The sequence below is a fragment of the Salmonella sp. 32120201201600049SM genome, assembly GCF_017572835.1.
In the GTDB taxonomy this organism is placed as follows: domain Bacteria; phylum Pseudomonadota; class Gammaproteobacteria; order Enterobacterales; family Enterobacteriaceae; genus Salmonella; species Salmonella enterica.
This window is the reverse complement of record NZ_JAGESA010000005.1, coordinates 1-21,790: the sequence shown is the minus strand read 5'-3', so window position 1 is coordinate 21,790 and position 21,790 is coordinate 1. Positions and strand designations below refer to the sequence as shown.

Sequence of the window (21,790 nt, the reverse complement as noted above, 5' to 3'; positions counted from 1 at the left end):
CCTGTCATAAAGAGGTGGAGAATGTTAGAACAAGTATGCCAGCTTGCACGGAACGCGGGCGATGCCATTATGCAGGTTTATGATGGAGCCAAACCGATGGAGTACGCCCGCAAGCAGGACGATTCTCCAGTCACTGCGGCGGATATCGCCGCACATACCGTGATTCTCGAAGGGTTACGCACGCTCACGCCGGATATTCCGGTGCTTTCAGAAGAAGATCCGCCTGCCTGGGAAGTGCGCCAGCACTGGCAGCGTTACTGGCTGGTCGATCCGCTCGACGGCACCAAGGAGTTCATCAAGCGCAATGGCGAATTCACGGTCAATATCGCGCTGATTGAGCAGGGCAAGCCGGTGTTGGGCGTGGTCTATGCGCCGGTGCTGAAAGTGATGTACTACGCGGCGGAAGGTAAGGCCTGGAAAGAGGAGTGCGGGGTGCGTAAGCAGATTCAGGTCCGGGATGCCCGCCCGCCGCTGGTGGTGATTAGCCGTTCGCATACGGATGATGAACTCACCGAATATCTCCAACAGCTTGGCGAACATCAGACAACCTCTATTGGTTCCTCGCTGAAATTCTGCCTTGTGGCGGAAGGCCAGGCACAGCTTTACCCCAGATTTGGGCCGACCAGCGTCTGGGATACGGCCGCAGGTCATGCCATTGCTGTTGCAGCCGGGGCGCACGTTCACGACTGGCAGGGAAAAACGCTGGACTATACCCCTCGTGAATCGTTCCTTAACCCCGGCTTCCGGGTGACTATTTACTGAGGAGCTTATGCAGCAGGTCGACCACCTGCTGTACCTCTTGCTGGGTTAACGCGCCATCTTTCACCCATTGAACCCGACCGTCTTTGTCAAGCACGATGACGGCGGACCCCTCTTCTTTTAATTGCCAGGCGTTACGCGCCACGCCATTGCTGTCGACAATAAATTGCGACCACGGGTAGAGCTTTTTATTACTTTCTATACTGCTACGCACGAACATACCGGAGCCTGGGATCGCATCATCGGTGTTCACAATTGTGGTCGTCTGGTATCTGTCATGCGGAAGCCCGGCGGATTTAATCGCTTCAATCAGCGTGGCGTTTTTTTCCTTCGCTGACGTTCGACCCGCAATGTGCAGCAGGACGCGCACTTTTCCCGCCAGCTGCGCGCTATTCCAGTTTTTATAACTAAACTCATCTTTATTCAACGTCAGTTCGCCACGGTCGGCAATGCCTACCGGCGGCACCCGTTGGTTAACTTCAAGGTTATGCGCACAAGCCATTATGGGGAGTAGCAGACACGACATCGCCAGAATTTTACGTAGGGTCATGGTCATTCCTTCTTTATTTTTTTGCAGGTGATCCGACCACTTTGGGCCGATAGTTAATCATATGTGCGATTGATGCTTTTTCCCGCAAAGGGGATGCCAGTTTGCGGGCGGGCGCACACTTCCTGTGAAAAATGAAGGCATATACTGAGAAAAATGAGCTGATGTTTAGATAATTCTGAATAACTGTAATCAAAAGGTAAATATACTTATGCACACTGGAAACGACGTAGATATGGTCTATAGTCATATGGCATTAAAATTTGCGCCTTAAAACTGTTGGGCCGATTGTGGCACCGCAAGGGCGTAATACTCTGCAGGAGACAACAATGAAAATTTTCCAACGCTACAACCCGCTACAGGTGGCGAAGTACGTGAAGATCCTGTTCCGTGGACGGTTATATATCAAGGATGTTGGCGCTTTTGAGTTCGATAAGGGTAAGATTCTTATCCCAAAAGTGAGAGACAAGCAGCACTTGTCTGTGATGTCTGAAGTTAACCGTCAGGTTATGCGTCTGCAAACTGAGATGGCGTAACCAAAAGTGCTATGCAGTAGGTTAAAAAAGTAAAAAAAACGGCTCCTGAATCAGGAGCCGTTGATGTTTCTGGCAAACGGATTTCAGGCCGCGCTGTCTTCTTTGTCTTTTGCATCGGGCAGTTTCGGTGCCGGTACGTTGCTTTTATTGTCGAGACGCGTCACCAGCAACTGATCGATACGGTAGTTGTCGATATCCACCACTTCAAATTTGTAGCCGGAAAACTTCACCGAATCAGTACGTTTTGGGATCTTGCGCAGCATAAACATCATAAAGCCGCCAATGGTTTCATAGTTGCCGGATTGCGGAAACTCATCGATATCCAGTACGCGCATGACGTCGTCAATCGGCGTGCCGCCGTCAACCAGCCAGGAATTTTCATCGCGCGCCACAATTTGCTCTTCCAGTCCCTGGCCGACCAGGTCACCCATTAGCGTGGTCATCACATCGTTCAGCGTAATGATACCGACGACCAGCGCGTATTCATTCATAATGACCGCGAAATCCTCACCCGCCGTTTTGAAACTTTCCAGCGCCTCAGAAAGGGTCAGCGTATCCGGCACAATCAAGGTATTGCGAATTTGCACGCCGCTATTCAGCGCCATACTTTGGTTCGCCAGCACGCGATTCAGCAGATCTTTGGAGTCTACATAGCCAATGATGTGGTCGATATCTTCATTACACACCAAAAATTTTGAGTGCGGATGTTCGGCGACCTTTTTCTTCAGGCTTTGTTCGTCTTCGTGCAGATCAAACCAGATGATACTTTCGCGCGATGTCATAGAAGACGGTACGGTGCGGGATTCAAGTTCAAACACATTTTCAATTAGTTCGTGCTCTTGCTTGCGCAAGACGCCCGCCAGCGCGCCGGCTTCCACCACTGCGTAAATATCATCAGAAGTAATGTCGTCTTTCCGCACCATTGGAATTTTGAACAGGCGGAAGATGTTGTTTGCCATGCCGTTAAACAGCCACACCAGCGGGCGAAAAACGAACAGGCAGAAGCGCATCGGGTTGATGATACGCAAAGCCACAGCTTCTGGCGCAATCATACCGATGCGTTTCGGGGTTAAATCCGCGAACAGGATAAACAGCCCCGTCACCAGCGAGAAGGAGAGAATAAAGCTCAGCTGCTCGGAGAGTTCTGGCGACATATAGTGCGAGAAAAGGGCGGAAAAGGCGGGCGAAAATGCCGCATCGCCGACGATACCGCCAAGAATAGCGACGGCGTTCAGGCCAATTTGCACAACGGTGAAAAACATGCCGGGATTTTCCTGCATTTTCAATACGCGTTGTGCGTTGATACTGCCTTCATCAGCTAATAACTTAAGTTTAATCTTACGTGATGCGGCAAGCGAGATCTCGGAGATGGAGAAGAACGCACTTACAGCGATCAGGCAGAATATAATGAATATACTGTTTAACATATCTTATCCGGCGAAACGCCAGATCCTCGGAAGGGAAGTTTATAAATCCGTGTGGTAACGTTTAATGAAAACCGGCTCGTAGCAGTGAGCCGATAAGTTCAGGGCTAGTATAGCGTAAGCTACTGTAAAGTCGCCAGAGGGTTCATTTTCAACTCCGACAAGTTCCCCCTACGCCTGCGTCGTCACGCGTCAGGCGGCAGGCAAACGCCGATCCCGCCAATCCCGCAGTAACCGTATGGATTTTTGTGCAGATACTGTTGGTGTTCATCCTCGGCGTAGTAAAACGGCGTCGCATGGGCGATTTCCGTGGTAATAGGGCGATGGTCTCCGGCGGCGGTCATTGCCGACTGAAAGCGCTCGCGACTGGCGTGAGCGGCGGCATTCTGTTCCGGCGTTAAGGGATAAATCGCAGAACGGTATTGCGTACCGTGATCGTTACCCTGTTGCATCCCCTGCGTCGGATCGTGATTTTCCCAGAAGGTCTGTAAAAGCTGCTCATAACGGATAACGGCAGGATCGTACACTATCCGTACTGCTTCGGCATGGCCGGTCTGCCCGGAGCAGACTTCCCGGTAGGTTGGATTAGGCGTGTAACCGCCTGCATACCCTGCCGCGGTGCTATATACGCCGGGCAATTGCCAGAATAAACGTTCTACGCCCCAGAAACAGCCCATAGCGAAGTAGGCGATCTCCATCCCGGCAGGGACATTGGTCATAGAGTGTTCATTTACCGCATGCAGAGTGGCGATCGGCATCGGGGTGTTGCGTCCTGGTAACGCATCTGCTTGAGTAACCAGATGTTTTTTATCAAATAAACTCATGAGCTATTCTCCCGAAAGCGTTAATTGGCGTTAAGGTTGTAACGAGACGCATCTTTGCACACAATAACAACATTAATGTATCTGGATTTAACCATAAGAAATATTTGGGCAGTCGTCTGCTTTTCAATCGAAATTGTTGATTTTATGTTAAGCCGCGGAGCGGTAGTGTGATTTTTTCCAGGGGTGGGAATAGGGGATATTCAGGAGAAAATGTGCCACATATCCGTCAGTTATGTTGGGTTAGCTTACTGTGCCTGAGCAGTTCTGCGGTAGCCGCAAATGTTCGTCTGAAAGTCGAAGGGCTATCCGGAGAGCTGGAAAAAAACGTTCGCGCACAGCTCTCTACGATTCAGAGCGATGAGGTGACGCCGGATCGGCGCTTTCGCGCCCGAGTTGATGATGCGATTCGCGAAGGGCTTAAAGCGTTAGGCTATTACGAACCCACTATCAAATTCGACCTGCTTCCACCGCCTGCGAAAGGACGGCAGGTATTAATCGCCAGGGTTACGCCTGGCCAGCCAGTGTTGATTGGCGGTACAGAAGTCATTTTACGCGGCGGCGCGCGTACGGACAAAGATTATCTGGCCTTACTGAAAACGCGTCCGGCAATCGGCACGGTGCTGAACCAGGGAGACTATGACAATTTTAAGAAGTCGTTAACCAGCGTGTCGCTACGTAAAGGCTATTTCGACAGCGAATTCGTTAAAAGTCAGTTGGGAATTGCTCTGGGCCGTCATCAGGCGTTTTGGGATATTGATTATGATAGCGGTGAGCGCTATCGCTTCGGACCTGTCACCTTCGAAGGTTCGCAGATTCGTGATGAATATTTACAAAATCTGTTGCCGTTTAAAGAGGGCGATGAGTACGAGTCGAAAGATTTGGCGGAACTAAACCGCCGACTTTCCGCTACCGGATGGTTTAATTCTGTCGTGGTGGCGCCGGAATTTGAGAAATCGCGTAAAACAAAAATTCTGCCGTTAAAAGGCGTGGTATCGCCGCGAACCGAAAATACGATTGAAACCGGGGTGGGGTACTCCACCGACGTCGGGCCGCGCGTGAAAGCGTCGTGGAAAAAACCGTGGATGAACTCTTACGGTCATAGCCTGACCACCAGCACCAGTATATCTGCGCCGGAACAGGTGCTGGATTTTAGTTATAAAATGCCGCTGCTGAAAAACCCGCTGGAGCAATACTATCTGGTACAGGGCGGTTTTAAACGTACCGATTTGAATGATACGGAGCAGGACTCGACCACGCTTGCCGTGTCGCGTTACTGGGACCTTTCCAGCGGTTGGCAGCGGGCGATTAACCTGCGCTGGAGTTTCGACCACTTTACCCAGGGGAACGTCACCAATACCACCATGCTGTTCTACCCGGGCGTGATGATCAGCCGAACCCGCTCGCGAGGGGGACTGATGCCAACCTGGGGCGATTCGCAGCGCTATTCAGTAGACTATTCGAATACGGCCTGGGGCTCCGACGTGGATTTCTCCGTGCTGCAGGCGCAAAACGTCTGGATTCGGACTTTGTACGATCGCCACCGTTTTGTGATGCGCGCCAATTTGGGCTGGATAGAAACCGGTGATTTCGACAAAGTTCCGCCGGATTTACGTTTCTTCGCCGGGGGCGACCGCAGTATTCGCGGCTATAAATACAAATCTATTTCGCCTAAAGACAGCGACGGCAATCTTAAAGGCGCCTCAAAACTGGCAACCGGATCGCTGGAGTACCAGTATAACGTCACCGGCAAATGGTGGGGGGCGGTGTTTGTCGATAGCGGCGAGGCGGTGAGTGATATTCGCCGTAGCGATTTCAAAACCGGGACCGGGGTCGGCGTGCGCTGGGCGTCGCCGGTTGGGCCTGTCAAACTCGATTTTGCCGTACCGGTCGGCGACAAAGACGAACACGGTTTACAGTTTTATATCGGTCTGGGGCCTGAATTATGAGTTTATGGAAGAAAATAAGCCTCGGCGTGTTGATTTTCATTGTGGTGTTACTGGCGAGCGTTGCGTTTCTGGTCGGGACGACGACGGGGCTGCATCTGGTATTCAGTGCGGCGAACCGCTGGGTGCCGGGGCTGGAGATTGGGCAGGTCACCGGCGGCTGGCGGGACTTATCGTTAAAAAATATCCGCTATGAGCAGCCGGGCGTTGCGGTAAATGCGGGCGAAATTCATCTGGCCGTCGGGCTTGATTGCCTGTGGCGCAGTAGCCTGTGCGTCAATGATCTGGCGCTAAAAGACATTAATGTCGCTATCGACAGCAAAAAAATGCCGCCTTCCGAACCGGCGCAAGAAGAGGAAGAAAGCGGACCGCTGAACCTCTCCACGCCCTGGCCCATCACGCTGTCGCGCGTGGCGTTGAATAACATCAATATCAAGATTGATGACACTACCGTTTCGGTGCTGGATTTTACCTCCGGGCTGGCATGGCAGGAGAAAAACCTGACCCTGAAACCGACGCGGCTTCAGGGATTGCTGATCGCGCTGCCGAAGGTCGCTGACGTGGCGCAGGAAGAGGTGGTTGAACCCAAAATCGAGAAACCTCAACCGGATGAAAAGCCGCTTGGCGAAACGCTAAAAGATCTGTTTGCAAAACCAGTAATGCCGGAGATGACCGATGTTCACCTGCCGCTCAATCTGAATATCGAGTCATTTCGCGGCGAGCAGCTACGCATCACCGGCGATACCGATCTGACGGTGCGCACGATGCTGCTTAAAGTCAGCAGTATCGACGGTAATATGAAGCTGGATACTCTGGATATCGACGCCAACCAGGGCACGGTGAAAGCCTCCGGTACGGCGCAGCTCGCCAATAACTGGCCGGTTGATATTACGCTCAACAGTACGCTGAATATCGATCCGCTAAAGGGTGAAAAGATAAAACTCAAGGTCGGCGGCGCGTTACGCGAACAACTGGAGGTCGGGGTGAACCTTTCCGGGCCGATGGATGTCGCGCTTCGCGCCCAGACGCGGCTGGCGGAGGCCGGTTTACCGCTCAATCTTGAAGTCGTCAGCCAACGCATTGCCTGGCCATTGACGGGTGATACCCAGTTTCAGGCTGACGATCTGAAGCTCAAACTGAGCGGTAAGATGACCGACTATACGTTGTCGATGCGAACCGCCGTGAAAGGACAAGATATTCCGCCGGCGACCATCACGCTGGATGCTAAAGGGAATGAGCGGCAGATTAATCTCGATAAACTCACCATCGCCGCTCTGGAGGGAAAAACCGAACTGAAAGCGCTGGTGGACTGGCAGCAGGCGATTAGCTGGCGTGGCGAACTGACGCTGAATGGCATCAATACCGCTAAAGAGATCCCGGACTGGCCCGCGAAGCTTAACGGCGTCATGAAAACCAAAGGCAGCCTCTACGGCGGTACCTGGCAGATGGATGTTCCGGAGCTCAAGCTGACCGGCAATGTGAAGCAGAACAGCGTTAACGTCAACGGGACGCTAAAGGGCAACAGCTACATGCAGTGGACGATCCCGGGGCTGCACCTTGCGCTGGGCCCAAACAGCGCCGATATAAAAGGCGAGCTTGGCGTTAAGGAGCTGAATCTTGACGCCGCCATCGATGCGCCAGGGCTGGATAATGCGCTGCCAGGACTGGGCGGCATGGCAAAAGGAATCGTTAAAGTCCGCGGTACGGTAGAAGCGCCGCAGCTGTTGGTGGATATTACCGCCCGCGGCTTGCGCTGGCAGGAGCTATCTGTCGCCCAGGCGCGCATTGAGGGCGATATTAAATCCACCGATCAAATAGCGGGCCATCTCAACGTTCGCGTAGAGCGGATTTCGCAACCCGACGTTAACATCAATCTGGTGACGCTTGACGCCAAAGGCAGCGAGAAGCAGCATCAGCTACAGCTCCGTGTTCAGGGAGAACCGGTATCCGGTCAACTCTCCCTGACAGGCAGTTTTGATCGCGAGGCGGCGCGCTGGAAAGGGACGTTAAGCGACACCCGTTTCCAGACGCCAGTGGGGCCATGGTCGTTGACCCGCGCGATTGCGCTGGACTACCGTAATAAAGAACAGAAAATCAGTATCGGGCCACATTGTTGGCTGAACCCGAACGCCGAGCTGTGCATCCCGCAAACCATTGATGCGGGCGCCGCAGGACGGGCGGTGGTCAATCTCAACCGCTTTGATCTGGCGATGCTGAAGCCATTTATGCCTGATACCACTCAGGCCAGTGGGATCTTTAGCGGGAAAGCGGATGTGTCGTGGGACACCACCCAGGAGGGATTGCCGCAGGGGAGGGTCACGCTTTCCGGTCGTAATGTGAAGGTCACGCAGACCGTCAATGACGCGCCGTTACCGGTCGCGTTTGAGACGCTGAACCTCAGCGCCGATCTGCACAATAATCGCGCCGAGCTGGGATGGCTGATTCGCCTGACGAACAATGGTCAATTCGATGGCCAGGTGCAGGTAACCGATCCTCAGGGGCGGCGCAATCTCGGCGGTAACGTCAACATGCGCAATCTCAATCTGGCGATGGTCAACCCTGTCTTTTCGCGCGGCGAAAAAGCGGCGGGAATGTTAAACGCCAGGCTACGTCTGGGCGGCGATGTGCAAAGCCCGCAGTTGTTTGGTCAGTTGCAGCTTAGCGCGCTGGATATTGACGGTAACTTTATGCCGTTTGAGATGCAGCCGAGCCAGCTCACCATGAACTTTAGCGGTACGCGTTCGACGCTCGCCGGTATCGTGCGAACACAACAAGGGCAAATTAACCTGAACGGCAACGCCGACTGGAGTCAGATTGACAACTGGCGCGCGCGGGTGACGGCGAAAGGCAGCCGGGTGCGGATTACCGTTCCGCCGATGGTGCGCCTGGATGTTTCGCCGGATGTAGTCTTCGACGCGACGCCTTCGCTGTTCACGTTGGATGGACGTGTGGACGTTCCGTGGGCGCGAATTGTGGTGCACGACCTGCCGGAGAGCGCGGTCGGCGTCTCCAGCGATGTGGTTATGCTCAATAATGACCTGCAACCGGAAACGCCGCAGACAGCGTCTATTCCCATCAACAGTAATCTGACGGTCCACGTCGGCAACAACGTGCGTATCGACGCCTTCGGGCTTAAAGCGCGTTTGACCGGCGATTTGAAAGTCGCGCAGGATAAGCAGGGACTAGGGCTGAATGGTCAAATCAATATTCCTGACGGCCGATTCCGCGCCTACGGCCAGGACCTGCTTGTCCGTAAAGGCGAGCTGCTGTTCTCCGGCCCGCCGGATCAGCCGCTGCTCAATATCGAAGCGATCCGTAACCCTGACGCCACCGAAGACGATGTCATTGCGGGCGTGCGCGTCACAGGCACTGCTGATGAACCCAAAGCGGAAATCTTCTCCGATCCGGCGATGCCGCAGGCTGAAGCGCTTTCTTATCTGCTGCGTGGGCAGGGGTTGGACAGCAATCAGAGTGATAGCGCAGCAATGACTTCCATGCTTATTGGCCTGGGGGTTGCGCAAAGTGGTCAGGTTGTGGGTAAAATCGGAGAGACATTCGGTGTAAGTAATCTGGCGCTGGACACGCAAGGGGTGGGCGATTCGTCCCAGGTTGTGGTCAGCGGCTATGTACTGCCGGGTCTACAGGTGAAGTATGGTGTAGGGATATTTGACTCTCTGGCGACGCTCACGTTACGTTATCGCCTGATGCCTAAGCTATATCTGGAAGCAGTGTCTGGCGTAGATCAGGCACTTGATTTGCTCTATCAGTTTGAGTTTTAGCAATGCGAATATTTGTCTATGGCAGTTTACGACAGAAACAAGGCAACAGTCACTGGATGACCAATGCCCAATTGCTTGGCGATTACCGTATCGATAACTACCAGTTGTATAGTCTGGGCCACTATCCAGGCGCAGTTCCGGGAAACGGAGCGGTATACGGTGAAGTTTATCGAATTGATAACGCCACGCTGGCCGAACTTGATGCTTTGCGCACCAGGGGCGGTGAATACGCACGCCAGTTAATCCAGACGCCTTACGGCAGCGCATGGATGTATGTATATCAACGTCCTGTTGATGGGTTAACTCTGATTGAAAGCGGTGACTGGTTAGACAGAAACCAGCCCTGAACTGAACACGCCACCCTCGGGTGGCGTTGTTTTTTTACATTCTGGCTGATGGCGCTAGCGCCGGGCACGATGAGCTCTTATTCTGCCGTAGATCAATAATGACGCGCCGCCCAGGATAACAATGCATCCGAGAACCATAAATCCCTGCATATAGCTGCCGGTTGTCCGGTAAAAATAGCCGACCATAAGGCCTGCCAGCGTACCGCCGCCGCCGGCGCCGATGCCATTAATAATACCGGAGGCTGGGCCAATCGCATGGGGTTTAACGTTCGACTGGATAATCGACCAGATATTGGGGGTAAAGCTGGCGGCATAATAACCCATCGCCAGGGTAATGAGCGTGATTTTAAAGCCCGGCGCATCGACAAATGGCAGGAGAAATAACATCACGCCGGGGATTAGTAGGCCCAGTGAAGCAATAAGTACACGCTTTTGTGTCTTATCACTGATCCATGAGATAGGGATTGCCAGTATAACCGCAGTCAGATAAGGCAGAGAACTGACCAATGCTTTACTGAATCCGGTATAGCCGAGAGAATTGACAACCATGGGGATCCATAACGTAATTCCCCAGAACAACATCCCTTGAGTGATGTAGGTAAAAATAAGGAGTAGGAAGGGGGTTCCGCCCAGCGATTCCAGGGTAAGTTTAGTTTTCTCTGTTGGCGCCGGTGCACGATAATAAGGCGCTTCTTCCTGTTTTTTCAGCATTGTTATATAAAGTGGAACCACAACAACAATGCCGATCACACCAGTGATAATAAAAACATTTCGCCAACCGAAGGCAGCATCCAGCGGGGACAAAATCATAAATCCCAGGCCTAATGCCAGGAACTGTCCATAATACTGGATAATGCTGTTCGCCTGCGTCCGTTCTTTGTCTGAAAACCAGTCGCTGGCGAAGCGGGACTGCTGCGGCCAATAAATGCCTTCGGTAATGCCAAGCACCAGCCGACAAATCAAAATAACGTACACTGACGAGGTAAATCCGACAAAAACGGTCGCAATCGACCAGATTAGCACCATCAGAATGACTATTTTTTTCGGATCGTATCGCTGGGTAAATACGCCACCAAAAATATTTGAAAAGGCATAGCCAATAAGAAATATGGTTAATACAATGCTGGCCGTTGCGCCATCAATATTCAGGTCGTGTGTAATCGTAGGTAACGTAACGGAAAGATTAGAACGGTCAAGATAAGCAACAAAAAGGCCGAACATTAATGTCGCGCCGATCCGTAGCCATTTTTGCATTGAGGTCATTTTTCAACTCCGTTTGGCCGCGCGCCAAAATCAATTTGACGAAATAATATCTCACCGGATTTTATGGTCATTTGTGGTACCAGCACATGCGTCCCCGTGAGCGTTTCACCATGAATATCGGCAAATTCAACATGCCTGTTTTTTAATTTAAAGATGGCGATATCGGCAAATGCCCCAGGGGCCAGCGTACCAATTTCTGCTGCCATGCCCAATAAAACTGCTGGGGTATGGGTACAGGCGTTAATGACATCGGTAAGCGCGACGCCGAGTGCTAAATATTTCGATAAAATCCATGGTAAGGCGTAAACAGGCCAGGCGAGTTTAGTGATGGTTGAGAGATCGCTACTGATGATATCCGGAAGAAAGCCATTGGCGATGGCCCGGCGTGCCGTGTTCATTGAAAAATGGCTGCGACCATTGGCGGCATCAAATATAACGCCTCTTTCCCTTGCCTGACGGACTTCGGCTAAGACAGCGCCTTCATCAGTAAGAATGGTGCTACCTTTGCCGTGAAACGCATGAGCGATAATATCGCCGCGGCGTAGCAAGGAGACAAGTTCTTTCATGGGAACGACGGGATGAGTCGAGTGTATTGCCACGGGGCACCTTAAATCGTTGGCAATACGAAGGGATTCAGTCAGCGGTTTTAAGCCATATTCAGCAATGTCCTCAGTCTGAACCTTGAGTTTTAATCCCTGAAGAACGTTGCGATACTGGCGAAACAGCGCGTGGATCTTATTTTCATCAATATTGTCAGGATCATAATTTTCTTGTGACCAGGTTTGGCCCGGCGGCGACACGGTCAGAAACGCTTTGATTCGAACTTTGCTGGCGCAAATCACCGTTCGGTAGAAGGCATCAAAGTTTGCCGTACCGGCAGAACCTGCATCCACGACGGTGGTGACGCCATTCGGCGGCATGTACATATCAGGCCTGACGCCGCCTTCCGTCGCGTCATAAAAAACATGCGCGTGATAATCGATAAGACCGGGAGTGACGATCATGCCGTCGGCATGGATAATCCGGGTCTCCGAAGTTACAGGATATTTATCGGCATCAACGATAATATCGTTAATGATGCGTAAATTGTTAATCTCATTAATATTACGAGCGGGATCGATGATATGTCCACCGGTAATTAATATATCATTTTTCATCATAATCTCTTAAAGTAGTAAATAATTATGGCAGCCCTTAAAAATATATTAAAAAGTGTGTTTTGAGCGGATGTTATGTTGGATTAAAAATACGGTTATTGGTAGGGAGAGCTTAGGATACCTTATTAAAAAGGTAATCGGGCTTATGCACTAAATAAGAATTTGGCGCTTGCTAATATTTAGGGCGTAAGTCCATGGGAGTCTGCGGGAATTCACAAAAAAATTATTATCTTAAGCTTTTTAGAGAAAGCGTGAGTGTATTCAACCCTTTTTAATAAAAAATCAGGTAAAGTCTTATTCATTCCGTGAATGTTAAACTAATAATGATAAAAATTGTGCTCTATTCATTAGCCAATAAAAAGGCCCTCATTACTATGAGAGCCTTTATCTTGACGCTTATGTAAAAGCGAACTTATTTCTTCGCTGCGCGCTCGAAGGAGGCAACGATTTCCGCTTTAGCCGCTTCGGCGTTGTCCCAACCGTCAACTTTCACCCATTTGCCTTTTTCGAGATCTTTATAATGCTCGAAGAAATGAGTGATCTGCGCTTTCAGCAGTTCCGGCAGATCGTTCACATCTTTAATGTGATCGTACTCTTTGCTCAGTTTGGTGTGCGGTACGGCAACCAGTTTCGCATCTTCACCGGATTCGTCGGTCATTTTCAGTACGCCAACCGGACGGCAACGGATGACGGCGCCTGGCTGCAGCGGGTACGGCGTCGGGACCAGAACGTCTACCGGGTCGCCGTCCAGAGACAGGGTATGGTTGATGTAACCGTAGTTGCACGGATAGAACATCGCGGTGGACATGAAGCGGTCAACGAACAGCGCGCCGCTCTCTTTGTCAACTTCGTATTTGATCGGATCTGCGTTAGCCGGGATCTCGATAACGACGTAGATATCTTCCGGCAGTTCTTTACCCGCCGGGACGTTGAGTAAGCTCATGTCTGTTTCCTTTGAATTTATGACAAACAAGTGGCGAGTATTATAGCCAACTCACGCCGAAAGTCTTCGCTTGTTTTCGTTTCCGCCTCATCTGGCGCGTCGTTGCGGAGCATGAACGCCAAAGGTTAAGAACCGAAAAAATCACGGGCCTGATAAGGCAACGCCGCCATCGGACATGTTATTGCCCAATGGCGGCTTCATGCGTTATTCCGCATGGTGGTAAAGATTACGCGTCCGGGTATTCGCGGATAAAGCGTTCCACATCGTCAACCATATGGCGGTTGCCGACGAAGAACGAGCGGCGCTGGTGCAGGCTTTCCGGAATGATATCCAGAATACGTTCTTTACCATCGCTTGCTTTGCCGCCGGCCTGTTCCGCGAGAAACGCCATCGGGTTGCATTCATACAGCAGACGCAGTTTCCCCTGCGGATGGCTGGCGGTGCTGGGGTAGAGATAGATGCCGCCTTTCAGCAGGTTGCGGTGGAAATCGGCCACCAGAGAGCCAATGTAACGTGAGGTATAAGGGCGACTTGTTGAACTATCCTCTTCCTGGCAGAATTTGATGTACTTCTTCACGCCATTCGGGAATTTAATGTAGTTGCCTTCGTTAATGGAGTAGGTTTTACCCTTTTCCGGGAAACGCATACGTTCCTGGCACAGACAGAACACGCCCAACGACGGATCGTAGGTGAAAGCGTGTACGCCGCAGCCGGTGGTGTAAACCAGCATGGTGGACGAGCCATACACGACATATCCCGCAGCGACCTGTTTGTTGCCGGGTTGCAGGAAATCTTCTTCGGTGACCGGCGTGCCGACGGGCGTCACGCGGCGATAAATCGAGAAAATCGTACCGACAGAGACGTTAACGTCGATGTTAGAAGAGCCATCCAGAGGGTCCATCAGCACCACATATTTCGCGTGTTCACAGCCTTCAAAGACGACGATTTCGTCCTCTTCTTCCGATGCGATGCCCGCTACAATATCGCGCGCTTTTAGTGCAGCTTTCAGTTTCTCGTTCGCGAACAGATCGAGTTTCTGCTGAACCTCGCCCTGTACGTTCTCAGCACCGCTGGCACCCAGGATATCGACCAGACCGGCCTTGTTGATATCGCGGTGGATGATCTTGGCGCCCAATTTTATTGCCGACAGCAAAGCAGTGAGCTCACCGGTAGCCTGAGAGAACTCGTGCTGCTTTTCGACAATAAATTCACCTAACGTTTTCATAACACTTTCCCTGCAATTGATTGGAGTAAAGCGACCGTAACAATCTTAACAAACATTTCAGATGATGCGCTCAGGTGAATCGCGCCAGCAAAGTACAGATTTACCTGAAATGCGTTTCTCACTTGCCAGACATGTGCGTAAAATGGCTCGCAGATAAAAAAAGGATAGTGACGTATGCGCATTCATATTTTGGGAATTTGTGGCACTTTCATGGGGGGGCTGGCGATGCTGGCTCGCTCGCTTGGTCATGAAGTAACGGGTTCGGACGCCAATGTGTATCCGCCGATGAGTACCTTACTTGAGAAGCAAGGCATTGATCTGATCCAGGGTTATGACGCCAGCCAGCTCGATCCGCAGCCGGATCTGGTGATTATCGGCAATGCGATGACGCGCGGGAATCCGTGCGTGGAAGCGGTGCTGGAAAAAAACATTCCCTTTATGTCTGGTCCACAGTGGCTGCACGACTTTGTGTTGCGCGACCGCTGGGTACTGGCGGTCGCCGGTACCCACGGCAAAACCACGACCGCAGGCATGGCGACCTGGATACTGGAAGCGTGCGGGTACAAACCGGGCTTCGTGATCGGCGGCGTACCGGGCAACTTTGAGGTTTCCGCGCGCCTGGGCGAGAGCCCGTTCTTTGTTATCGAAGCGGATGAGTACGACTGCGCGTTCTTTGATAAACGTTCTAAATTTGTGCATTACTGCCCGCGGACGCTGATCCTCAACAACCTTGAGTTTGATCATGCCGACATCTTCGACGATCTGAAAGCGATCCAGAAGCAGTTCCACCATCTGGTGCGCATCGTGCCGGGGCAGGGGCGCATCATCTGGCCGGAAAACGACATCAACCTGAAACAGACCATGGCGCTGGGCTGCTGGAGCGAGCAAGAGCTGGTGGGCGAGCAGGGACACTGGCAGGCGAAGAAGCTGACTACGGATGCTTCCGAGTGGGAAGTGTGGCTGGACGGCGAAAAAGTCGGCGATGTGAAATGGGGCCTGGTCGGCGAACATAACATGCACAACGGTCTGATGGCGATTGCCGCCGCGCGCCACGTGGGCGTCGCGCCCGCAGAAGCGGCCAGCGCGCTGGGGTCATTTATTAACGCCCGCCGCCGTCTGGAACTGCGCGGTGAAGCGAACGGCGTGACGGTGTATGACGATTTTGCTCACCATCCGACGGCAATTCTGGCCACGCTGGCGGCGTTGCGCGGTAAAGTGGGCGGCACCGCGCGCATTATCGCAGTGCTGGAGCCGCGTTCTAACACGATGAAGATGGGGTTATGCAAGGATGACCTGGCACCGTCGTTAGGGCGTGCGGATGAAGTGTTCCTGCTGCAGCCGCCGCATATTCCGTGGCAAGTGGCGGAAGTCGCCGAAGCCTGCGTACAGCCTGCTCACTGGAGTGGCGATGTCGATACGCTGGCGGATATGGTGGTGAAAACCGCACAGCCTGGCGATCACATCCTGGTGATGAGCAACGGCGGTTTCGGCGGCATCCATCAGAAATTGCTGGATGGGCTGGCGAAAAAAGCTCAGAACGTAACAGCGTATTAAATGACTATGCGGTCAGCCAGCTTTGTGGCTGGCTGTTTTATATGGGGGCATCTTGCCATCGAAAGCGCATTCCGCTCGCCGGGAGACGTTAAAGCAATACTGAAAAAATCATTTGCCGCTCAGTATTGAAAAAGAGTAGACGCATATCCTTAAAGTAATCAGTGTAATACACTAAGAGTGTTCCGCCGGTTGCCGTATGCGGGACGAAAAGAGCCAGTTCGCAATAACAGATGAAGGTTTCGTGATTTATAAACGTCATCTTCTGCCTTTCAACGTTTGCGATGCCGCCTGGCTGCGGGCATCGTCCAGTCATAACAATGCTGATCCTGTCGCATTTATGCGGTCAGATTCAGATTGCTCAGAACCCAGCCCGCCAGCAAATTCTGTACTGAAGGTAACCACAGCGCAATTTGAATGTTGTTAACTGTATGTTCAGTTCATTTGTGCTAATATGGTTATTTACGAAATTTTCGTTCTATTAGAGTATCATGCATGTCTAAACATCAAACTCAACTTTCTTTACTGCAGGATGATATCCGCAGTCGCTATGACAGCCTTAGCAAACGTCTTAAACAAGTTGCTCAGTATATTCTGGATAACAGTAATAGCGTTGCTTTTGACACGGTCGCTTCCATCGCGCAACATGCCGATGTTCCCCCTTCGACACTGATTCGTTTTGCTAATGCGTTTGGTTTTAGCGGATTTAATGAAATGAAACAGGTATTTCGCCAGCACCTGATGGAGGAAACAGTAAGCTATACCGAGCGGGCGCGTCTGTTCAGACAGAAAAATGCGGATGAAGGGGAACCTACCCCGGAAAAGCCGGGTGAAATTCTGAAGCTATTTTCAATGGTGAATGCACAGGTATTACAACAATTACCGGTGCAGATTAAAAATGAGCAGTTGGATGCGGCGGTAAATCTGTTAGCGAAAGCCGACAATATTTATGTGATTGGATTACGTCGTTCGTTTAGCGTGGCCAGTTATTTAACCTACGCATTGCGTCATCTGGAGAGACGGGCATTTTTAATTGACGGTATTGGCGGAATGTTCTCTGAACAGCTAAGTATGGTCAGCCCCGACGATGTTGTTATTGCCATCAGCTACTCGCCTTACGCGCAGGAAGTGGTGGAATTAGTCGAGCTTGGCGCGAAACGCGGTGCGCACCATATTGCGATAACCGATAGCCAGGTTAGCCCGCTGGCAGCGTTCAGTGAAGTCTGTTTTGTGGTACGTGAAGCGCAGGTCGATGGTTTCCGTTCTCAGGTCGCGTCCATGTGTCTGGCGCAAACGTTAGCGGTTTCACTGGCGCTGGCGACGGAGTAAAAAAACAAGCCGATGATCGTATTTAGCGATCATCGGCATTGTGGTGAAACTTAATCAGAATAACGTTCGGTTTGAATTGGCTGCAGTTTTTTCCTGCGTTTTGCTAACACTACGCTCTCCATTTTCTCCAGCGAAATGCCTTTTGTTTCCGGCAGGTAACGGCAGATAAAGAAGTAACTGAAGATGCAGCAGATGGCGAATATCCACATTGGAAATGCGCCGTGGAAATGCGAAAGTAAATACGGGTTTTCATTAATCATCGGGAAGAATTGCGAAACTAAAAAGTTTGCCATCCACATAAATCCGACCGAAATACTCATTCCCTGCGACCTCATCCGGTTAGGGAATATTTCAGAAATAAGCACCCATGCGCCCACGCCCCAGGAAAGCGCGTAGAAAATCATAAAGAACAGCATACCAAATAGCGCGAAATAACCGGTTGCCTGGCTGTACAGCGCCCATGAAGTGAGCAACAAGCCGATGATGCTGCCAATAGTGCCTTTACGCATCAGCGACAAACGCCCCATCTTATCCATAATCATTGCGCCAATAATGGAACCGATAAGCTGAATCACGCCGATCCAGATTGTCTGGAACAGGGCCTCCTGGGCGCTACCGGTCACATCCTTAAGGACGATTGGCGCGTAATACATCATGACGTTAACCCCTGTTACCTGTTGCAGCATAGCGATCATGCAGCCCAGAATCAGGATGAAACGCACGTTCCCGTCGCGGTAATTGAGTTTTTGATGGGCGTTTAGTTGGTCATTTTGCAGTGAGGTTTTTATATCGGCAAGAAGATGTCTGGCATGTTCTTCGTTGGATATTTTGGTCAGTATTTTTAGCGTCTCCTCCTCGCGACCAATCATCATCATCCAGCGGGGAGATTCCGGGATTAAAAAGACTAAAATACAGAACAAAATGCAGGGAATAATACCCGCAGCAAACATATAGCGCCAGCCAAGTTCAATGAGCCAGGTATCCGCTGCAATCGATGCTATTTTGTAGTTAACGTAGAAGATCAGAATCTGACCGAAAACGATAGCGAACTGCTGCATACTTAATGCTCTGCCGCGCATGTTTTTCGGTGAGACTTCAGACATATACATCGGTGATACTGTTGCCGCCAGGCCGACTGCCAGTCCACCGATAATGCGATAAATCACAAAATGGGTGAACGTGTAGGAGAGGGAGGTGCCCACTGCGGAAATAGTGAATAACAGCGCTGAAACCATCAATGATTTCTTGCGTCCAAAACGTTTGGATAAATATCCGGCGCTAAACGAACCAATAACGCACCCCACCACAACGCAGGAAACCGCCCAGCCGGTCTCAGCAGGAGATAGATGAAAGTAGCTGGTCAGTGAACCAATCGCACCTGAAATAACAGCAGTATCGTAGCCAAATAATATTCCGCCCAGTGCGGCAATCGCGCAGATGCGTAATATGTAACCCGTATTATAACAACTATCTGATGTGGACATAGGTAGATTATCTCCAGAATAAACTTCATCTATCTGTTTGAATTTAGTGAACAAATAGACAAATTCATCTTATGTCGGTCATTGCCGTAGCTCTGCCGACGATCTTATAGCTATTGAGAACTCTCGTTTCACAACCTATGTTTTAATTTCAAAACGATCAATAATGAAACTTATGTTTTGTTATGGGTATCACATTTCGAATTTCATAATCCTGGCGTTTTTTATCGTTAAGATGCTGCGTTTTGCGCAGTGCCATCCTCTATCTTGGTGAATTTACTTGATTTTATTGCTTTCGTGACAGTGCCTGAATTCAATTTGTCAGGGGCCGTACTTTTTGTTCTTTCCTGGAACATCTCTATTTCGTGATCTTTTGCATGGAATTTTTCTTCTAATGAATGCAAAAATAAAATGAAAAATTTCATTGGTGTGTTGTTTCCTCAACAGGCAAGGGAGGGATTATGTCTCAGAGAAGTAAGTACAATTCGGCCTATGTGTACGTCCTGTGTTGTATTGCGGCGCTGGCTGGATTGATGTTTGGTTATTCAACGGCGGTGATTACCGGGGTGGTATTGCCTTTACAGCAGTATTACCAACTGACGCCAACCGAGACCGGATGGGCCGTTTCCAGTATCGTGATTGGTTGTATCATCGGCGCGCTGGTCGGTGGAAAAATTGCCGATAAACTGGGGCGTAAACCTGCGCTTCTGATCATTGCGATCATTTTTATCGCTTCTTCCTTAGGGGCGGCGATGAGTGAATCGTTCATGATCTTCTCCCTTTCCCGCATTGTGTGTGGTTTTGCGGTTGGGATGGCCGGAACGGCATCCACCATGTATATGTCTGAACTGGCGCCTGCTGAAATTCGCGGCAAAGCGCTGGGCATTTACAATATCTCCGTGGTATCTGGCCAGGTTATCGTGTTTATAGTCAACTATCTGATAGCAAAAGGAATGCCTGCTGATGTGTTGGTTTCCCAGGGCTGGAAGTCTATGCTTTTTGCCCAAGTGGTACCCTCCATTGCGATGTTAGCGATTACGCTTTTCCTACCCGAATCACCGGCATGGTGCGCCCGTAACAACCGCAGCGAAGCTCGTTCGATAAAGGTGCTTACCCGGATCTACAGTGGATTAACGGCCACAGATGTGGCCGCTATTTTTGACAGCATGAAAGAAACCGTACGTCCACAGGACAACGTCGCCGGGGGAGAACGCACCAACCTGAAAAGCTCGCCGGTGCTCCGCTATATTCTGTTGGTTGGATGCTGTATCGCCGTTTTGCAACAGTTCACAGGCGTTAACGTAATGAACTATTATGCGCCGCTGGTGTTGCAGAACAGCAGTACCGAAGTGGTTATGTTCCAGACCATTTTTATCGCGGTATGTAATGTGGTGGGCAGTTTTATCGGCATGATCCTGTTCGACCGCTATGGCCGTATACCGATTATGAAAATTGGTACCATCGGCTCAATTGTCGGCCTGTTGATCGCGTCATACGGTTTGTACACCCACGATACAGGCTACATTACCATCTTTGGCATCCTGTTTTTTATGCTGCTGTTTGCCGTCAGCTGGAGCGTTGGCGCATGGGTACTGATTTCTGAGGTTTTCCCTGAAAAGATAAAAGGTTTTGGGATGGGGCTGGCGGTGAGCCTGATGTGGATAGCCAACTTCCTCATCTCACTGTTGTTCCCGGTCATAAATGATAACGCCTGGCTGCAGGAGACCTTCGGCGGCGCTTTTTCGATGTGGATTTTTGTCGTCTTTAATTTGGTCTGCTATGTCTTTATTTCTCGTTATGTGCCGGAAACAAAAGGGGTGCCGCTAACAGAAATTGAACGGCTGGCCGAGAACAAGCTGCGTGAAATTCAGGGGAAACGTCGCGATGTAATAGCCTGATACCTCTCCAATATTAGCGGAGAATATCCAGAGATATTCTCCGCTGGTTACACAACCTTTACTCCCTCCAGCGAGTGCGCACAGGATATACCCTGTTGAAGCCTCCCCAGTGTTTACCACCTCTACGTAACTAATTGATCCATAATAATATCGGCAAATAGGGTAAGTCTTCTTCTGCATCATTATTTTATTGCGTATTCCTGGTGGGGGCCGTGCCGTAAATACGCTATATACAAAACAGGGAAATAATTTAAGAGAAGGTGGATAGCGATCTTATGAGCGTGTGTGGTGCAGAGTTGAATAAATAAATATCCTCCGGCATAGCCGGAGGTTTTTCAGATGCGCCTGTAAGGCTCTCTTACCAGCCGCGCCCTAACAGGCGCATACGATCTGACATTTGCATCAAACTTCGTTACTTACGGCCCGTAAACGGGCTGCCCGGATAAGGGATCGATAGTTGCTCACCCATTTTATCCTCTTCAAGCTGGTGCTTTATGTAGTCCTGTATCTTCGCCGTGATCTTACCCACCGTATCGACATAGTACCCTCTGCACCAGAACTCCCTGTTCCTGTATTTGAATTTTAGATCCCCAAACTGCTCGTAAAGCATCAGACTACTTTTACCCTTCAGATATCCCATGAAGCTCGACACACTCATCTTCGGCGGGATCTCCAGAAGCATGTGAATATGATCTGCACAACATTCCGCTTCCAGAATTCGTACGTTTTTCCATTCACACAATTTTCTTAATATGCTGCCTACTGCCCTACGCTTCTCTCCATA

The 21,790-nt window shown here is 50.8% G+C and carries 18 protein-coding genes; 8 read left to right on the top strand and 10 right to left on the bottom strand.

Annotation, left to right across the window (positions count from 1 at the left end; all coding sequences use genetic code 11):
- Positions 1-21: 21 nt before the first annotated feature.
- Positions 22-762: a 3'(2'),5'-bisphosphate nucleotidase CysQ gene (gene cysQ, locus J4650_RS12780; protein WP_000893398.1), complete on the top strand. Its 741-nt coding sequence runs from the start codon at positions 22-24 to the stop codon at positions 760-762.
- Here the strand turns inward: cysQ and J4650_RS12775 are convergent.
- Positions 752-1,309, bottom strand: a complete 558-nt coding sequence (locus J4650_RS12775; protein ID WP_000175302.1) for a YtfJ family protein — start codon at positions 1,307-1,309, stop codon at positions 752-754. The two genes, cysQ and J4650_RS12775, sit on opposite strands and share 11 nt — an antisense overlap.
- A gap of 326 nt (positions 1,310-1,635) precedes the next feature.
- On the opposite strand from J4650_RS12775, the gene J4650_RS12770 reads away from it, so the two are divergent.
- A complete protein-coding gene (locus J4650_RS12770; protein ID WP_000689229.1) occupies positions 1,636-1,842 on the top strand; it encodes a DUF1107 domain-containing protein in 207 nt (68 codons plus the stop codon).
- Positions 1,843-1,925: 83 nt separating this feature from the next.
- Here J4650_RS12770 and J4650_RS12765 read toward each other — a convergent pair whose 3' ends face one another.
- On the bottom strand, positions 1,926-3,269 hold the full coding sequence (locus tag J4650_RS12765; protein WP_000934972.1) for a hemolysin family protein: 1,344 nt from the start codon (positions 3,267-3,269) through the stop codon (positions 1,926-1,928).
- Positions 3,270-3,451: 182 nt separating this feature from the next.
- The gene (gene msrA, locus J4650_RS12760; protein ID WP_000051468.1) at positions 3,452-4,090 is read right to left on the bottom strand and encodes a peptide-methionine (S)-S-oxide reductase MsrA; all 639 of its coding nucleotides are present in this window, start codon (positions 4,088-4,090) and stop codon (positions 3,452-3,454) included.
- A gap of 212 nt (positions 4,091-4,302) precedes the next feature.
- Here msrA and tamA point away from each other — a divergent pair, with 212 nt between their 5' ends.
- The 3 genes from tamA to J4650_RS12745 are packed head-to-tail and all read left to right on the top strand — an operon-like array spanning position 4,303 to position 10,159.
- A complete protein-coding gene (gene tamA / locus J4650_RS12755; protein ID WP_001120237.1) occupies positions 4,303-6,036 on the top strand; it encodes an autotransporter assembly complex protein TamA in 1,734 nt (577 codons plus the stop codon).
- The gene (gene tamB / locus J4650_RS12750; protein ID WP_023993517.1) at positions 6,033-9,812 is read left to right on the top strand and encodes an autotransporter assembly complex protein TamB; all 3,780 of its coding nucleotides are present in this window, start codon (positions 6,033-6,035) and stop codon (positions 9,810-9,812) included. Before tamA ends, tamB begins: the two co-directional genes overlap by 4 nt.
- Before the next feature lie 2 nt (positions 9,813-9,814).
- Positions 9,815-10,159, top strand: a complete 345-nt coding sequence (locus J4650_RS12745) for a gamma-glutamylcyclotransferase (protein WP_001219167.1) — start codon at positions 9,815-9,817, stop codon at positions 10,157-10,159.
- A gap of 54 nt (positions 10,160-10,213) precedes the next feature.
- Here the strand turns inward: J4650_RS12745 and J4650_RS12740 are convergent, their stop codons facing one another.
- From J4650_RS12740 to fbp, 4 genes are all read right to left on the bottom strand, one after another.
- Positions 10,214-11,422: an MFS transporter gene (locus J4650_RS12740; protein ID WP_000203132.1), complete on the bottom strand. Its 1,209-nt coding sequence runs from the start codon at positions 11,420-11,422 to the stop codon at positions 10,214-10,216.
- The gene (locus J4650_RS12735; protein WP_000977207.1) at positions 11,419-12,582 is read right to left on the bottom strand and encodes a metallo-dependent hydrolase; all 1,164 of its coding nucleotides are present in this window, start codon (positions 12,580-12,582) and stop codon (positions 11,419-11,421) included. Before J4650_RS12735 ends, J4650_RS12740 begins: the two co-directional genes overlap by 4 nt.
- 409 nt (positions 12,583-12,991) lie before the next feature.
- Positions 12,992-13,522, bottom strand: coding sequence for an inorganic diphosphatase (ppa, locus tag J4650_RS12730; protein WP_000055079.1), 531 nt, complete (start codon positions 13,520-13,522; stop codon positions 12,992-12,994).
- 226 nt (positions 13,523-13,748) lie between these two features.
- Positions 13,749-14,747, bottom strand: coding sequence for a class 1 fructose-bisphosphatase (gene fbp, locus J4650_RS12725; RefSeq protein ID WP_000853764.1), 999 nt, complete (start codon positions 14,745-14,747; stop codon positions 13,749-13,751).
- Positions 14,748-14,921: 174 nt separating this feature from the next.
- Here fbp and mpl point away from each other — a divergent pair, with 174 nt between their 5' ends.
- On the top strand, positions 14,922-16,301 hold the full coding sequence (mpl, locus tag J4650_RS12720) for a UDP-N-acetylmuramate:L-alanyl-gamma-D-glutamyl-meso-diaminopimelate ligase (RefSeq protein ID WP_021001075.1): 1,380 nt from the start codon (positions 14,922-14,924) through the stop codon (positions 16,299-16,301).
- Positions 16,302-16,793: 492 nt separating this feature from the next.
- Positions 16,794-17,627: a myo-inositol utilization transcriptional regulator IolR gene (gene iolR / locus J4650_RS12715; RefSeq protein ID WP_000033840.1), complete on the top strand. Its 834-nt coding sequence runs from the start codon at positions 16,794-16,796 to the stop codon at positions 17,625-17,627.
- Between the two features lie 50 nt (positions 17,628-17,677).
- Here iolR and iolT1 read toward each other — a convergent pair whose 3' ends face one another.
- The gene (iolT1, locus tag J4650_RS12710) at positions 17,678-19,111 is read right to left on the bottom strand and encodes a myo-inositol import MFS transporter IolT1 (RefSeq protein ID WP_000107709.1); all 1,434 of its coding nucleotides are present in this window, start codon (positions 19,109-19,111) and stop codon (positions 17,678-17,680) included.
- Positions 19,112-19,338: 227 nt separating this feature from the next.
- Complete coding sequence (locus tag J4650_RS12705) at positions 19,339-19,533, bottom strand: hypothetical protein (RefSeq protein ID WP_023994381.1); 195 nt, start codon at positions 19,531-19,533, stop codon at positions 19,339-19,341.
- Positions 19,534-19,569: 36 nt separating this feature from the next.
- Between J4650_RS12705 and iolT2 the strand changes: the two genes are divergently transcribed.
- On the top strand, positions 19,570-21,006 hold the full coding sequence (gene iolT2 / locus J4650_RS12700; RefSeq protein WP_023993516.1) for a myo-inositol import MFS transporter IolT2: 1,437 nt from the start codon (positions 19,570-19,572) through the stop codon (positions 21,004-21,006).
- Positions 21,007-21,418: 412 nt separating this feature from the next.
- On the opposite strand, the gene tnpA is transcribed toward iolT2, so the two are convergent.
- On the bottom strand, positions 21,419-21,790 hold a 372-nt coding region (tnpA, locus tag J4650_RS12695; RefSeq protein ID WP_149385309.1), incomplete at its 5' end, for an IS200/IS605-like element IS200F family transposase.

What these genes read in the sequence shown, in the direction of transcription:
- cysQ (WP_000893398.1), top strand. Translation starts at nt 22, where the DNA reads ATGTTAGAACAAGTATGCCAGCTTGCACGGAACGCGGGCGATGCCATT.
- J4650_RS12775 (WP_000175302.1), bottom strand. Translation starts at nt 1,309, where the DNA reads ATGACCCTACGTAAAATTCTGGCGATGTCGTGTCTGCTACTCCCCATA.
- J4650_RS12770 (WP_000689229.1), top strand. Translation starts at nt 1,636, where the DNA reads ATGAAAATTTTCCAACGCTACAACCCGCTACAGGTGGCGAAGTACGTG.
- J4650_RS12765 (WP_000934972.1), bottom strand. Translation starts at nt 3,269, where the DNA reads ATGTTAAACAGTATATTCATTATATTCTGCCTGATCGCTGTAAGTGCG.
- msrA (WP_000051468.1), bottom strand. Translation starts at nt 4,090, where the DNA reads ATGAGTTTATTTGATAAAAAACATCTGGTTACTCAAGCAGATGCGTTA.
- tamB (WP_023993517.1), top strand. Translation starts at nt 6,033, where the DNA reads ATGAGTTTATGGAAGAAAATAAGCCTCGGCGTGTTGATTTTCATTGTG.
- J4650_RS12745 (WP_001219167.1), top strand. Translation starts at nt 9,815, where the DNA reads ATGCGAATATTTGTCTATGGCAGTTTACGACAGAAACAAGGCAACAGT.
- J4650_RS12740 (WP_000203132.1), bottom strand. Translation starts at nt 11,422, where the DNA reads ATGACCTCAATGCAAAAATGGCTACGGATCGGCGCGACATTAATGTTC.
- J4650_RS12735 (WP_000977207.1), bottom strand. Translation starts at nt 12,582, where the DNA reads ATGATGAAAAATGATATATTAATTACCGGTGGACATATCATCGATCCC.
- ppa (WP_000055079.1), bottom strand. Translation starts at nt 13,522, where the DNA reads ATGAGCTTACTCAACGTCCCGGCGGGTAAAGAACTGCCGGAAGATATC.
- fbp (WP_000853764.1), bottom strand. Translation starts at nt 14,747, where the DNA reads ATGAAAACGTTAGGTGAATTTATTGTCGAAAAGCAGCACGAGTTCTCT.
- mpl (WP_021001075.1), top strand. Translation starts at nt 14,922, where the DNA reads ATGCGCATTCATATTTTGGGAATTTGTGGCACTTTCATGGGGGGGCTG.
- iolR (WP_000033840.1), top strand. Translation starts at nt 16,794, where the DNA reads ATGTCTAAACATCAAACTCAACTTTCTTTACTGCAGGATGATATCCGC.
- iolT1 (WP_000107709.1), bottom strand. Translation starts at nt 19,111, where the DNA reads ATGTCCACATCAGATAGTTGTTATAATACGGGTTACATATTACGCATC.
- J4650_RS12705 (WP_023994381.1), bottom strand. Translation starts at nt 19,533, where the DNA reads ATGAAATTTTTCATTTTATTTTTGCATTCATTAGAAGAAAAATTCCAT.
- iolT2 (WP_023993516.1), top strand. Translation starts at nt 19,570, where the DNA reads ATGTCTCAGAGAAGTAAGTACAATTCGGCCTATGTGTACGTCCTGTGT.